General features: G+C 70.3%; 12 protein-coding genes. 11 read left to right on the top strand and 1 reads right to left on the bottom strand.

All coding sequences use genetic code 11. The features are described from left to right. Positions 1-3 precede the first annotated feature (3 nt). The 11 genes from pafA to ACZ6KY_RS24910 all read left to right on the top strand — a co-directional run bounded on the left by pafA (position 4) and on the right by ACZ6KY_RS24910 (position 11178). On the top strand, positions 4-1365 hold the full coding sequence (gene pafA / locus ACZ6KY_RS24960) for a Pup--protein ligase (protein WP_355769317.1): 1362 nt from the start codon (positions 4-6) through the stop codon (positions 1363-1365). A gap of 128 nt (positions 1366-1493) precedes the next feature. Continuing rightward, positions 1494-2501: an FKBP-type peptidyl-prolyl cis-trans isomerase gene (locus ACZ6KY_RS24955; protein ID WP_469312504.1), complete on the top strand. Its 1008-nt coding sequence runs from the start codon at positions 1494-1496 to the stop codon at positions 2499-2501. Positions 2502-2561: 60 nt separating this feature from the next. After that, the gene (locus ACZ6KY_RS24950; protein WP_469312503.1) at positions 2562-2933 is read left to right on the top strand and encodes an FKBP-type peptidyl-prolyl cis-trans isomerase; all 372 of its coding nucleotides are present in this window, start codon (positions 2562-2564) and stop codon (positions 2931-2933) included. Positions 2934-3156: 223 nt separating this feature from the next. Next, a complete protein-coding gene (locus ACZ6KY_RS24945; RefSeq protein ID WP_469312502.1) occupies positions 3157-4110 on the top strand; it encodes a helix-turn-helix transcriptional regulator in 954 nt (317 codons plus the stop codon). A gap of 16 nt (positions 4111-4126) precedes the next feature. Further along, positions 4127-5152 (top strand): helix-turn-helix transcriptional regulator, encoded by a 1026-nt coding sequence (locus tag ACZ6KY_RS24940; RefSeq protein WP_469312501.1) that lies wholly within the window; start codon positions 4127-4129, stop codon positions 5150-5152. A 221-nt stretch (positions 5153-5373) separates the two neighbouring features. Beyond that, on the top strand, positions 5374-5634 hold the full coding sequence (locus tag ACZ6KY_RS24935) for a hypothetical protein (protein ID WP_469312500.1): 261 nt from the start codon (positions 5374-5376) through the stop codon (positions 5632-5634). 10 nt (positions 5635-5644) lie between these two features. Next, positions 5645-5839 carry a hypothetical protein gene (locus tag ACZ6KY_RS24930; RefSeq protein WP_355839826.1) on the top strand — a complete coding sequence of 65 codons (195 nt, stop codon included), beginning with the start codon at positions 5645-5647 and terminating at the stop codon, positions 5837-5839. Positions 5840-6076: 237 nt separating this feature from the next. Further along, the gene (gene tatA / locus ACZ6KY_RS24925) at positions 6077-6361 is read left to right on the top strand and encodes a Sec-independent protein translocase subunit TatA (protein WP_469312499.1); all 285 of its coding nucleotides are present in this window, start codon (positions 6077-6079) and stop codon (positions 6359-6361) included. A 47-nt stretch (positions 6362-6408) separates the two neighbouring features. After that, entirely contained in the window at positions 6409-7356 is a 948-nt protein-coding gene (gene tatC / locus ACZ6KY_RS24920; RefSeq protein ID WP_469312498.1) for a twin-arginine translocase subunit TatC, read from the top strand. 29 nt (positions 7357-7385) lie between these two features. Continuing rightward, positions 7386-8276, top strand: a complete 891-nt coding sequence (locus tag ACZ6KY_RS24915; RefSeq protein WP_469312497.1) for a diacylglycerol kinase — start codon at positions 7386-7388, stop codon at positions 8274-8276. 40 nt (positions 8277-8316) lie between these two features. Continuing rightward, a complete protein-coding gene (locus tag ACZ6KY_RS24910) occupies positions 8317-11178 on the top strand; it encodes a DEAD/DEAH box helicase (protein ID WP_469312496.1) in 2862 nt (953 codons plus the stop codon). Positions 11179-11765: 587 nt separating this feature from the next. Here the strand turns inward: ACZ6KY_RS24910 and atzF are convergent. Next, positions 11766-13427 (bottom strand): allophanate hydrolase, encoded by a 1662-nt coding sequence (gene atzF, locus ACZ6KY_RS24905; protein WP_469312495.1) that lies wholly within the window; start codon positions 13425-13427, stop codon positions 11766-11768. Positions 13428-13487 lie beyond the last annotated feature (60 nt).

Raw genomic sequence — 13487 nt, 5'->3', positions numbered from 1 at the left:
GTCATGGACCGCCGCATTTTCGGGCTGGAGAACGAGTACGGCGTCACGTGTACGTTCAGGGGACAGCGCCGCCTGTCTCCCGACGAGGTGGCGCGGTACCTCTTCCGCCGTGTCGTGTCATGGGGCCGCAGCAGCAATGTCTTTCTGCGGAACGGTGCCCGCCTTTATCTCGACGTGGGATCACATCCGGAATACGCGACACCCGAATGTGACAACGTGACGGAGCTCGTCACCCACGACAAGGCCGGCGAGCGCATTCTCGAAGGACTCCTGGTGGACGCCGAACGACGCCTGCACGAGGAAGGAATCGCGGGCGACGTCTATCTGTTCAAGAACAACACCGACTCGGCAGGCAACTCCTACGGATGCCACGAGAACTATCTGGTGGCCCGGCACGGGGAGTTCTCCCGGCTCGCGGACATCCTCATTCCGTTCCTCGTCACGAGGCAGCTGCTGTGCGGTGCCGGCAAGGTGCTGCAGACCCCGCGCGGTGCCGTGTACTGCGTCAGCCAGCGAGCCGAGCACATCTGGGAGGGCGTCAGCTCCGCGACGACCCGCTCCCGGCCCATCATCAACACGCGTGACGAGCCGCACGCGGACGCCGAGCGCTATCGCCGGCTGCATGTCATCGTCGGCGACTCGAACATGTCCGAGACGACCATGCTCCTCAAGGTCGGTGCCACCGACCTCGTGCTGCGCATGATCGAGGCGGGCACCGTCATGCGCGACCTCACGCTGGAGAACCCCATCCGGGCGATCCGCGAGGTCAGCCACGACATCACGGGCCGCCGCAAGGTGCGCCTGGCCAGTGGCCGTGAGGCCTCCGCGCTGGAGGTGCAGCGCGAGTACTACGAGAAGGCCGTGGACTTCGTCGAGCGCCGCGGCATCCGGACCGGAACCGTCGACCAGGTGCTCGAACTGTGGGGCCGGGTGCTCGACTCGATCGAGGCCGAGGACCTCGACCGGATCGGCACCGAGATCGACTGGGTCATGAAGTACCAGCTCATCGAGCGGTACCGGGCCAAGCACAACATGACCATGTCGCACCCCCGGGTCGCGCAGATAGACCTCGCCTACCACGACATCCACCGTCGTCGTGGCCTCTACTACCTGCTGGAGAGGAAGGGACAAGCCGCGCGGATCTGTAACGACTTGAAGATCTTCGAGGGCAAGTCCGTGCCGCCGCAGACCACTCGGGCGCGGCTGCGCGGCGACTTCATCCGGCGTGCTCAGGAGCAGCGCCGGGACTTCACCGTCGACTGGGTGCACCTGAAGCTGAACGACCAGGCGCAGCGCACGGTGTTGTGCAAGGACCCGTTCCGTTCGGTGGACGACCGGGTGGAGAAGCTCATCGCCGGAATGTGAGCCGGTAGTTCCGCGGGTGAAGCGGAACGCAACGCGGGGCGCCGTACGTTTTCCGTACGGCGCCCTTCTCACGTCGTAGAGTTGCGCGCACGCCATCAACCAAGATCGACCGATACGAGGCCTCCACCGTGCGCCGACGCTCACTTCTTCTCTCCGTACCCGCTGGACTGGTCACACTCGCCGGATGCGGTGACGACGGCAAGTCAGACACGGCCAAGTCCAGCAGCAGCCCGTCGCCTTCGGCCTCGGCCGCGGCCTCCGCGCCGCCCCCGCCGAAGATCGTCGACGGTCCGCTGCCGGCGATCACCGCGGGTACGAAGTTCGGTGAGAAGCCGACCGTCGCCAAGGGCACCGGGGAGCCGTCGAAGGACCTCGCGGTCCGGACGGTCATCGCGGGCGGCGGCCAGACGGTCGCGGAGAACGACTACATCCAGGCCAACTACCTGGGTCAGATCTGGGCCACGGCGAAGGTCTTCGACAACTCCTACGACCGCAAGACGCCGCTGGTCATCCAGCTCGCGCAGGGCGGCATCATCGACGGCTGGCGTTATGGCCTGGTGGGCAAGAAGGCCGGCAGCCGCGTCGAGATGTCCGTGCCCCCGACCTGGGGCTACGGCACTCAGGGCAACGCGAAGGCGGGTATCAAGGGCACCGACACGCTGGTGTTCGTCGTCGACATCGAGAACACGTTCAACTCGAAGAGCTCCGCCAAGGGCAAGAACGTCGCGCAGAGCGACGCGGCGCTGCCGAAGGTCGGGACCAATACGGACGGCGCCGCCCCCAAGATCACGGTGCCGAAGTCGAAACCTCCCACGGCGCTCGTGGCGAACTACGTGATCGAGGGCGACGGTGACGTGGTCAAGGCCGACAGCGCTGTCCTGGTGCAGTACGAGGGTGTGCTCTGGGACAGCGGCAAGGAGTTCGACTCGACGTACCAGCGCGGCCAGCTGACGTCGTTCTCGCTGCAGCAGGTCGTGAAGGGCTGGGCGCAGGGGCTGACCGGCAAGAAGGTGGGCAGCCGTGTCCTCATCGTGATCCCGCCGAAGCTGGGCTACGCCGACAACCCGCCGGCCGGCAGCGGTATCAAGAAGGACTCCACGCTCGTCTTCTCCGTCGACATCCTGGCGAAGATGTAAGGCCGTCGGTGATGTAAGACTGTCAGTGTTGCCCATACGTACACAAGCAGGAGCAAAGACGTGAGCATCGAGAAGCCCGAGATCGACTTCCCGGGCGGCGAGCCCCCGGCGGACCTCGAGATCAAGGACATCTGGGAGGGCGACGGCGCCGTCGCCAAGGCCGGCGACCGTGTCAAGGTCCACTACGTGGGCGTGGCCTTCTCCACCGGTGAGGAGTTCGACGCCTCCTGGAACCGCGGCACCCCGCTGGAGTTCAAGCTCGGCGTCGGCCAGGTCATCAGTGGCTGGGACAAGGGCGTGCAGGGCATGAAGGTCGGCGGTCGCCGCCAGCTGGTCATCCCGGCGCACCTCGCGTACGGCGACCGTGGCGCCGGCGGTGCCATCGGGCCCGGCGAGACGCTGATCTTCGTCTGCGACCTGGTCGCGGTCTGAGACCGGCGCCGGACCGCACCCCGGTCCGGTCGTCGGGAGGAACGGATCATGAGGGGCGGATCACGGACAAGGGTCCGGTCCGATCTTCGTACGCCGTGTGATCAGGGTCTGACCGGATCCGATCATCTGGGCCCATGCCTGTCCGGGCATGGGCCCTCGGCTTTTGCCGCGACACTCCGGAGCGGTACGGTCATCGGTCGGAAGCACCATAGGAAGGGCGTCGATGGCCATTGCCAAGGCCGAGCGGCTGATGAACCTCGCACTGTGTCTGCTCGGGACGCGGCGGCCGCTCAGCAAGCGCGAACTCCGCGAGTCCATCGAGGCCTATCTGGAAGCCGGTTCGGACGACTCCTTCAACCGGATGTTCGAGCGCGACAAGGACGATCTGCGCGAACTGGGCCTGGTCATCGAGACGGTGGAGAACCTCGACGGCGAGGTCGGCTACCTCGCCCGCCGCGACAGCAACCGCCTGCCGCCGATCACCCTCGACGCCGAGGAGGCCGCCGCCCTCGGTCTGGCCGCCAAGGTCTGGCAGCAGGCCCGGCTCGCCGGTGCGGCGAGCGGCGCGCTCCAGAAGCTGCGCGCCGCGGGTCTGCCCGAGGACGTGGACCCGTACGGCTCGCATGGCGCCCTGGAGCCGCACATCCCCGTCCACGAGGCCGCCTTCGAGCCTCTGATGCTCGCGTGCCGTGACCGCCGCACGGTCGTCTTCGACTACCGCAAGGCCACCGCCGCGCACCCCGAGACCCGGCATGTCGAACCCTGGGCCCTGGAGTGCTGGCGCGGTCACTGGTATCTCGCGGGCTGGGACCGTGACCGGGCCGCCGAGCGCGTCTTCCGGCTCTCCCGGATCACCGGCAAGGTCCGCGCGCGTGCGGGCCGGTACACGGCCGAGGTGCCCGATGTCGTCACCGTGCGCGAGACGGTCGCCGGCTGGGCGGGGGAGATCACCGACCGCTCGGCGCTGATCCGGCTGCGTTCCGGCTCGGGCTACCCGCTGCGGTCCAAGGCTGTCTCCGTACGGGAACTGGGCGGGGGCTGGGACGAGTTGGAGATTCCGTACGGGCACGGACTGGACGCCTGGCTCGTCGAGTTCGGGCCGGACGTGGTGGTCGTGGAGCCCGCCGAACTGCGGGCCGATGTGGTCGACCGGCTGCGCGCCGTGGCCAAGGGCTGAGGGGAAACGTAAGAAAGTGGCAGGAAAACCGGCCAGGCCCACGAACGCCATCGACCAGACGCGGCGGATGCTCTCCCTGGTGACGTATCTGCGCGAGCGCCCCGGCGCCCGTGTCGGTGATGTCGCCCGTGCCTTCGGGATCACCGAGGACGAGCTGATCTCCGACCTGGACGTGCTGCCGCTGTGCGGGACCAGCTTCCGCGGCGGGGATCTCCTCGACATCGACACCGACGGCGACCGGATCTGGTGGCACAACCCCGACGACGTCGCCGAGCCGCTGCGGATCGCCGCCGACGAGGCGACCGCGCTGCTGGTGGCCGCCCGCGCGGTGTCCACCCTGCCCGGTCTGCGCGAGGGCGACCGGCAGGCGCTGCTGCGGGCCACCGCCAAGGTGGAGGCCGCCTCGGGGGAGGCGGCGGGTGCCAGCTCCCGGCTGTCGGTGACCTTCGAGTCCGAGGGCGGCGTCTTCGCCGACGTGGACCGGGCGATCTCCGAGCGGCGCCGGCTGTGGATCCGCTACTACTCGCCCTCGCGGGACGAGCTCAGCGAACGCGAGATCGACCCGATCCGCCTGGTCAGCGTCGGTCACACGTATGTGGAGGCCTGGTGCCGACGCTCGGAGGCGCGTCGCACCTTCCGGCTCGACCGGGTCGCCGAGATCCGCATCCTGGACGAGCCGTCCGCGCCGCCCGAGGTCGAGCTGCGGGACCTGTCCGAGGGGCTGGTCCAGCCCGCGGCCGAGGATCCCGAGGTGGTCGTCGAGGTCGGTCCCGGCGGGCGCTGGGTCGCCGAGTACTACCCGCACGACAGCGCGGTCGAGCTGCCGGACGGCGGGCTGCGTATCACTCTGCGGACCCCCGATCCCACGTCGCTGCGGCGGCTGGCCCTGCGTCTCGGTGGTGACGGCCGGATCGTCTCGCCGCGGGACCTGGCGGACAGTGCCCGGAGCGCGGCCCGTGAGGCGCTCACCGCCTACGACGGGCCGGACGGGCTCGAAGGGGCCGTGGACAGACCGTACGAGGGGCGGGAGCGAGGGCTTTGAGCACGTCGTCGATGTCTGGTGCGCCGGGAAGGCCGGGCACCTCGGAGAAGCCGGGTGCCGTACGGCGGGCGGGTATCCCGGGTCGCACCGGGGCGTCATCGGGGACGCCGGGACGGACCGAGGTGCCCTCGGGGACGCCGGGCAGGCCCGTTCGTACCGGGGTGCCCTCGGGAGCGCCGGGCAGGCCGGGGCGGGCGGGGCTGCCCTCGGGTGCGCCGGAGATGTCCGTCGGGACGGCCTTCGCGGGGATGCGAAGGGTGGTCGAGGTGATGTTCAAGGCCGCGTGTCCCGACTGCCGGGCCGGCTTCGAGCTCACGCCGGGCGCCCTGCGCCTGGCCATCGGCGTCAGCAGCCGCACCACGTTCTACTCGTTCACCTGCCCCGCGTGCGGTTCCGCCGTCCGCAAGCCGGCGGGAGAACGCATCGTCGAACTGCTCACCGGGGGCGGGGTCCGCACGCTGCGGGTGCACTCCACCCTCTAGGGTCGTCGTCATGTTCTGGCCGATGTTTGCGATCGCCGCGGGTTTTCTGGGAATCACGGTTCTCGGAGTGCTCGCCGTCCGTGTCTTCCTGGAAGCGGAGCGCCTGGGCAGGCAGGTGGCCGACTCCGCGCGCCGTATCGGCACGGCCTCCGACGACCTGGAACGGGCCGCCGTCGGGGCCGCACGCTCTATGGATGCGGTATGAGTCGTTCCATGGATGCGCAATGAGTCACGCCAGCCTGTCAACTTCATGCTCGGGCCAGGTACGCTCAGGGTCGCGGCCCGGAGAATGAGGCGCGGGCCGCGAACTGGGAGTACGCACAGGGATTGCCCCGCGTTCACCCCTGAGCGTTACGATCGCTGACAACACGAGGATCGGACACATGTCCGATCCATCGGACAGCACCCCGACCATGCAGCCTCGGTGAGAAGGTAAACACTTATGTTCGGAAGGCTCGGAGCTCCCGAGATCATTCTCATCCTCGTCGTCATCATCCTGCTGTTCGGCGCGAAGAAGCTTCCGGACATGGCGCGCTCCCTCGGCAAGTCCGCCCGGATCCTCAAGAGCGAGGCGAAGGCGATGAAGGAAGAGGGCAGCGCCCCGGCCCAGGCCGGTTCGCCCAGCACCGACGAGCAGACCCCCGCTCAGCGCACGATCCAGGCCGCTCCCGGCGACGTGACCAGCTCGCGCCCGGTCAACGAGCCGACGGACACGACCCAGCGCTGACGCAGGGCCGGTGACATCCGGCCCGCCGCATGAGATGAGGATGTGGGTTGCTCAAGTCTGCCCGCAACACGGAGAGGGACCCCGAGGGGCGCATGCCCCTCGCGGACCACCTTCGCGAGCTCCGCAACCGGCTCGCGAAGGCGGTGCTGGCCATCGTCTTGGTGACGATAGTCGCGGCCTTCTACTACAACAGCATCATCAACTTCTTCACCAAGCCGGTCCTGGACTCCATCGGGTGTCCGGAGACCTTCGCCGAGCTGGCGAAGCAGCCCAAGAACCATCAGTGCGCGCAGATCACCATCAACGGTCTGCTCGCCCCGTTCACCCTGGCGCTGAAGGTCTCCCTGATGGCGGGCGTCGTGCTCGCCTCGCCGGTCTGGCTCTACCAGCTCTGGGCGTTCGTCGCGCCGGGTCTGCACAAGAGTGAGAAGAAGTACGCGTACGCGTTCGTCGGTACCGGCGTCCCGCTGTTCTTCGGCGGCGCCTTCTTCGCCTACAAGGTGCTTCCCACCACGGCGAAGGTGCTGATGCAGTTCACGCCGAGCGGCGTCAAGAACCTCCTGCCGCTGGACGATCTGCTCGACCTGGTCACGCGCATGGTGGTGGTCTTCGGGCTCTCCTTCGAGCTGCCGCTGCTCCTGGTGATGCTCAACCTCACGGGCATCCTCACCGGTCAGCGCATGCTCGGCTGGTGGCGCGGCATGATCATCGGCATCACGGTGTTCGCCGCCGTCGCCACTCCCAGCACCGACCCGCTGACGATGATGGCGCTCGCCGGGCCGATCTGGATCCTGTACTTCGGTGCGGTCGTCTTCTCGCTGCTCAACGACCGGCGCAAGCGTCGGCGCGATGAGTCAGGACCGGCCGACGACGAGGCCTCCGAGCTCGACCTCAGCCCCGAGGACATCGGCGAGATCGAGACCGTGACGTCCAGCCGGACCCTTCCGGAGCAGGCCAACACGGACCGGGTCAACGGTTATGACGACGTGACCTGACGAAGCCCGGGACCTCGTAGGGTCACCCTGTGACCAGCGAGATCACCCTCTTCGTCAACCCCACCGCGGGCCGCGGCCGGGGCGCCCGAGCGGCGCTGCCGGCCGCTTCCGCTTTGCGCGCCGCGGGATTCTCCGTCCGGACGGTCCTCGGCGACAACGCGGCGGACGCCCTCGCGCGGGCGCGCGAGGCGGTCGCCGGCGGTACCGGCGCCCTCGTCGCGGTCGGCGGTGACGGCATGGCGAACCTCGCCCTCCAGGCGGTCGCCGGGACCCGTACCCCGTTCGGCCTGGTCGCCGCCGGGACCGGCAACGACTTCGCGCGCGCTCTCGGCCTGCCCGTGGGCGACCCGGCGGCCTCGGGACGCCTGATCGCCGACGCCCTGAAGGCCGGCCGGCTGCGCGATGTCGACCTGGGCCGGGTGAACGGCACCTGGTTCGGCACCGTCCTCGCCTCCGGATTCGACTCCCGGGTCAACGACCGCGGGAACCGGATGCGGCTGCCCGTCGGCCGCTTCAAGTACGACGTCGCCATGCTCGCCGAACTGGCCGCCTTCCGGCCCTTCCCGTACCGCATCACGCTGGACGACGGCGAGACCCTGGAGACCGAGGCGACGCTCGTGGCCGTCGGCAACGGATCGTCGTACGGCGGCGGCATGAGGATCTGCCCCGGCGCGGACCTCGGTGACGGCCTCTTCGACATAACCGTGGTCGGGGACTGCACCCGCACGACGCTGCTCAAGATCTTCCCGAGGGTCTACCGGGGCACCCACGTCGACCATCCCGTGGTGAGCGTGCACCGGGCGGCCCGCGTCGAACTCCTCGCCGAGGGCATCACCGGCTACGCCGACGGGGAGCCGCTCGGACCGCTGCCCCTCACAGCGCAGTGCGTACCGGCGGCCGTACGCGTCGCGCTTCCCTGAGCTGCGGGGATCCGAGGTTTCACGGCATCTGATACGGATAATGATCGTCCTCATGTCAGTGGCTCCCGGTAGTCTCGAAAGCACGATGACAGAGGACCTCTCACCGGCCGAGCGGTATGCGGCAGCACGCAGGCGCGCTGCCGAGCAGGCCACCGCGCTCGCCTCCTTCCGCGAGATGTACGACTTCGGCCTCGACCCCTTCCAGATCGAGGCCTGCCAGGCGCTCGAGGCGGGCAAGGGGGTGCTGGTGGCGGCGCCCACCGGCTCGGGCAAGACGATCGTGGGCGAGTTCGCCGTCCACCTCGCCCTCCAGCAGGGCAAGAAGTGCTTCTACACGACACCGATCAAGGCACTCTCCAACCAGAAGTACGCCGACCTGTGCCGCCGCTACGGCGCGGACAAGGTCGGCCTGCTCACCGGCGACAACAGCGTCAACTCCGAGGCACCGGTGGTCGTCATGACCACCGAGGTCCTGCGCAACATGCTGTACGCGGGTTCGCAGACCCTCCTCGGACTCGGCTATGTGGTGATGGACGAGGTGCACTACCTCTCCGACCGCTTCCGCGGCGCCGTCTGGGAGGAAGTGATCATTCACCTCCCCGAGTCGGTGACCCTGGTGTCGCTGTCGGCGACCGTGTCGAACGCGGAGGAGTTCGGTGACTGGCTGGACACCGTGCGCGGCGACACCCAGGTGATCGTCTCCGAGCACCGGCCCGTCCCGCTGTTCCAGCATGTGCTGGCCGGACGACGGATGTACGACCTCTTCGAGGAGGGCGAGGGCCAGCGCAAGGCGGTCAACCCCGACCTCACGCGCATGGCGCGCATGGAGGCGAGCCGTCCGTCGTACCAGGACCGTAAGCGGGGCCGCGCGATGCGCGAGGCCGACCGGGAGCGTGAGCGCAGACAGCGCTCTCGCATCTGGACGCCCGGCCGCCCCGAGGTCATCGAGCGGCTCGAGTCCGAGGGGCTGCTGCCCGCCATCACGTTCATCTTCAGCCGCGCGGCCTGCGAGGCCGCGGTGCAGCAGTGCCTGTACGCCGGTCTGCGGCTGAACGACGACGCGGCGCGGGTGCGCGTCCGTGAACTCGTCGAGGAGCGCACCGCCTCCATCCCGGACGAGGACCTGCACGTCCTCGGCTACTTCGAATGGCTGGAGGGCCTGGAGCGCGGCATCGCGGCCCATCACGCGGGCATGCTGCCCACCTTCAAGGAGGTCGTCGAGGAACTGTTCGTCCGCGGCCTCGTCAAGGCGGTCTTCGCGACGGAGACGCTCGCGCTGGGCATCAACATGCCCGCCCGCTCGGTGGTGTTGGAGAAGCTCGTCAAGTGGAACGGCGAGCAGCACGCCGACATCACCCCCGGCGAGTACACCCAGCTGACCGGCCGCGCCGGCCGCCGCGGCATCGACGTCGAGGGCCACGCGGTCGTGCTGTGGCAGCGCGGGTTCAGCCCCGAGCACCTCGCGGGACTCGCGGGCACCCGCACCTATCCGCTGCGCTCCAGTTTCAAGCCGTCGTACAACATGGCGGTGAACCTGGTCGAGCAGTTCGGGCGGCACCGCTCGCGCGAGCTGCTTGAGACGTCCTTCGCGCAGTTCCAGGCCGACAAGTCGGTCGTCGGGATCTCCCGGCAGGTGCAGCGCAACGAGGAGGGTCTTGAGGGCTACAAGGAGTCGATGACCTGTCACCTAGGGGACTTCGACGCGTACATGGCGCTGCGCCGCGACCTCAAGGACCGCGAGACCGAGCTGGCCCGGCAGGGCATGTCGGAGCGCCGTGCCGAGGCGGCCGTCGCCCTGGAGAAACTGAAGCCGGGTGACGTGATCCATGTGCCGACCGGCAAGTACGCGGGGCTCGCGCTGGTGCTGGACCCGGGGCTGCCCGCCGGCCGGTCGAACGGCCACCGGGGCTTCGAGCAGCACGACGGCCCGCGCCCGCTGGTGCTCACCGCCGAGCGTCAGGTGAAGCGGCTGGCCTCGATGGACTTCCCGGTGCCGGTCGAGGCGCTCGACCGGATGCGCATCCCCAAGTCGTTCAACCCGCGCTCGCCGCAGTCCCGTCGGGACCTGGCGTCCGCCCTGCGCACCAAGGCCGGGCACATCGTCCCGGACCGGCACCGCAAGAAGCGCGCCGAGGCCGCCGACGACCGTGAGATCGCCCGGCTGCGCACGGCGATCCGCGCGCACCCCTGCCACGGTTGCAACGACCGTGAGGACCACGCCCGTTGGGCCGAGCGCTACCACCGACTGCAGCGCGACACCTCGCAGTTGGAGCGTCGTATCGAGGGCCGGACGAACACCATCGCCCGCACCTTCGACCGGATCGTCGCCCTCCTCACGGAGTTGGACTATCTGCGCTCCGACGAGGTGACCGAGCACGGCAAGCGGCTCGCCCGCCTGTACGGCGAACTCGACCTGCTGGCCAGCGAATGTCTGCGCGCCGGCGTCTGGGACGGGCTCTCCCCGGCCGAACTCGCGGCCTGCGTCTCGGCGTTGGTGTACGAGTCCCGGGTCGCCGACGACGCGATGGCGCCGAAGGTGCCGTCCGGCAAGGCGAAGGCCGCGCTCGGCGAGATGGTGCGCATCTGGGGCCGTCTCGACGCGCTGGAGGAGGACTTCGGGATCAACCAGACCGAGGGCGTCGGCCAGCGCGAGCCGGACCTCGGCTTCGCCTGGGCCGCCCACGAGTGGGCGTCCGGCAAGGGCCTCGACGAGGTGCTGCGCGAGGCGGAGATGCCGGCCGGTGACTTCGTGCGCTGGTGCAAGCAGGTCATCGACGTCCTCGGCCAGATCGCGGCCGCCGCCCCCGTCTCGGGCAGCGGGAACTCGACGGTCGCGAAGAACGCCCGCAAGGCGGTGGAGGCCTTGCTGCGAGGAGTGGTGGCCTACTCGTCGGTGGGCTGAGGCCCACTCCCAGCGGTGCGCCGTCACTCCACCGGGGGCGGCGCGCCGTCGGCCGTCGGCTCAGTCCGGCGTCCCGCTGACCGGGCGTTCCGCCGCCCACCCGTCCCAGTGAACAGGCGTTCCACCGGCCGCGTCCCGGTGACCGGTCGACCGGTGACCGGGCGTTCCGCCGACCGCAGGCCCCGGCGCCCCGGCGGCTGTCACCCATGACGGTGGTCGCGCCGAGGGGCTGCCTCATGCGATGCGGGCACGGTCGGCTGGCGGCTGCGCCCCGGGCCGCGGCCGGGCTGGCCGGTGGCTCTGCGGGAACGCGGTGGCCCGGCCACCTGGTGGCTGTACGGGCACGTGGTCGCCGCGCCGCATGGTGGTTGTGCCCCCGGTCCGCGGCGGGGCTGCCTGGTGGCAGTACGGGTACGCGGTCGCCGCGCCGCGAGGCGGCTGTGCCTGTGGGCGGTGGTTGCGTCGACTGGGGCTGTGCCCGCGGGCTGTGGTCGTGTCGGCCGACCGTCTGTCTGCGCAGAGGCCCCTGGCGTGACGTTCGTCAGGTGGCCGTTTGTTCCGCGGCTGGGTCTTCCGGCGGAGTGGCCTCAGCGGCTCCGGCTGTTCACGTACGTGCGCCAGCCGCCGTATTCCGTGATGTCGGGTGCGCCGTCCAGTGCGCCGGGTTCGCACAGGAAACCGGGCGCGCTGCCGCCGTCGGCCAGTTCGACGCTGCCCAGTGTCATCGGGCGGGGGAGCGCCGCCAGCAGGCGTCCGAGGCCGTCGGCGGGGAGGCTCCACACCTCGGTCTCGACGGCGGCGCCGCCCGCGCCGACATGGACGAGGCCCGGCTTCGGCGGGCTGGTGGCCAGGGCGTGCAGGCGGTACACGGGGGCGGTGGTGGTCGTACGGTCGAGGCGGGCGCCCAGGGACAGCAGTTGCGGATTGAGCGGCTGGCCGGACAGATGCGCCCCCACCACGGCGAGGCGGGTCTCCGGCTCCAGCGAGCGGGCGATCCGTGCGAGCCGTTCGTCGGTGAACGCACGTCCGATCAGCATCACGCCGAAGGGGAGTCCGGCGGGCGTCCGCCCGGCCGGAACGGCGACGGCCGCCAGGTCGAAGAGGTTCGTGGAGTTGGTGAAGCGGCCCAGACGGGCGTTGGCGCCCAGCGGGTCGGCGGCCACCTCGGCGAGCGTGGGATGGCCGGGGGCGGTGGGCAGGAGCAGCGCGTCCGCGTCGGCGAGTTCGGCGAGCGCCCGGGTGCGCAGGGAGGCCAGCCGCTCCTGGTCGGCGTACAGCCGGTGGGCCGGGACGTCCCGGGCACGGGTGATGATCCCCGCGACGGTCGGGTCGAGACCGGCACCGCCCTCGGCGGTCAGCTTGTCGACAAAGCTCCCCACCGCCGCGTAGCGCTCGGCGACGAACGCGCCCTCGTAGAGCATCGCGGCGGCCTCGGTGAACGGGGTGAGGTCGAGGGTGCGGACCTCGGCCCCCGCCGCGACGAGTTGGTGCGCCGCCGCTTCGTACGCCTCGGCCCAGCCCTCGTCCAGTTCGCCGAGCTGTGCCGTCGGCGGGACGGCGACGCGCCAGGGGCCGGGGGCGCGCGGGGGGAGTGCGGGGAGTTCGCGTCCGGAGGGGGACGCCATGTACGCGAGGGCCTGTTCGGCTTCCGGGAGGGTGCGGGCGAACACGGTCACGCAGTCCAGGGAGGCACAGGCGGGGACGACACCGGTCGTCGGTACCAGGCCGCGGGTCGGCTTCAGGCCGACGATGCCGTTGAACGCGGCGGGGACGCGGCCGGAGCCGGCGGTGTCCGTGCCGAGGGCGAGGTCGACGACGCCGAGGGCCACCGCCACGGCCGATCCCGAGCTGGAGCCGCCGCTGATCCGTTCCGGGGCCAGGGCGTTCCGGACGGCGCCGTGGGGGGAGCGGGTGCCGACCAGGCCGGTGGCGAACTGGTCGAGGTTCGTGGTGCCGAGGACGACGGCTCCGGCCGCGCGCAGGCGGGCGACCGCCGGGGCGTCGTCCTTTGGGGTGTACGCGTAGGCCGGGCAGCCGGCGGTGGTCGGCAGGCCCGCGACGTCGATGTTGCCCTTCACGGCGAGGAGCTTGCCGGCGAGCGGGAGGTGCTCGCCGGCGGCGATCCGGGCGTCCACGGCACGCGCTTCGTTCTCGGCCTCCGGCCGGGGGCGCAGGTCGATCCAGATCTCGGGGCGGTCCACGGCCTCGATACGGGCGTACGCCATGCGGACTCGGGTGAGGGCGGACATCGGAACTCCTTGTGCGGGGTGCGGGTGCGGGCCCGGTGCTGTGGCGGCGTGGTTCGTGCG

The sequence above is a fragment of the Streptomyces sp. NPDC042002 genome (assembly GCF_055588305.1).
The sequence above is the reverse complement of the archived record's forward strand: the minus strand, read 5'-3'. Positions and strand labels throughout refer to the sequence as shown.

What these genes read in the sequence shown, in the direction of transcription:
- pafA (WP_355769317.1), top strand. Translation starts at nt 4, where the DNA reads ATGGACCGCCGCATTTTCGGGCTGGAGAACGAGTACGGCGTCACGTGT.
- atzF (WP_469312495.1), bottom strand. Translation starts at nt 13,427, where the DNA reads ATGTCCGCCCTCACCCGAGTCCGCATGGCGTACGCCCGTATCGAGGCC.
- ACZ6KY_RS24935 (WP_469312500.1), top strand. Translation starts at nt 5,374, where the DNA reads ATGTCCGTCGGGACGGCCTTCGCGGGGATGCGAAGGGTGGTCGAGGTG.
- ACZ6KY_RS24945 (WP_469312502.1), top strand. Translation starts at nt 3,157, where the DNA reads ATGGCCATTGCCAAGGCCGAGCGGCTGATGAACCTCGCACTGTGTCTG.
- ACZ6KY_RS24910 (WP_469312496.1), top strand. Translation starts at nt 8,317, where the DNA reads ATGATCGTCCTCATGTCAGTGGCTCCCGGTAGTCTCGAAAGCACGATG.
- tatA (WP_469312499.1), top strand. Translation starts at nt 6,077, where the DNA reads ATGTTCGGAAGGCTCGGAGCTCCCGAGATCATTCTCATCCTCGTCGTC.
- ACZ6KY_RS24930 (WP_355839826.1), top strand. Translation starts at nt 5,645, where the DNA reads ATGTTCTGGCCGATGTTTGCGATCGCCGCGGGTTTTCTGGGAATCACG.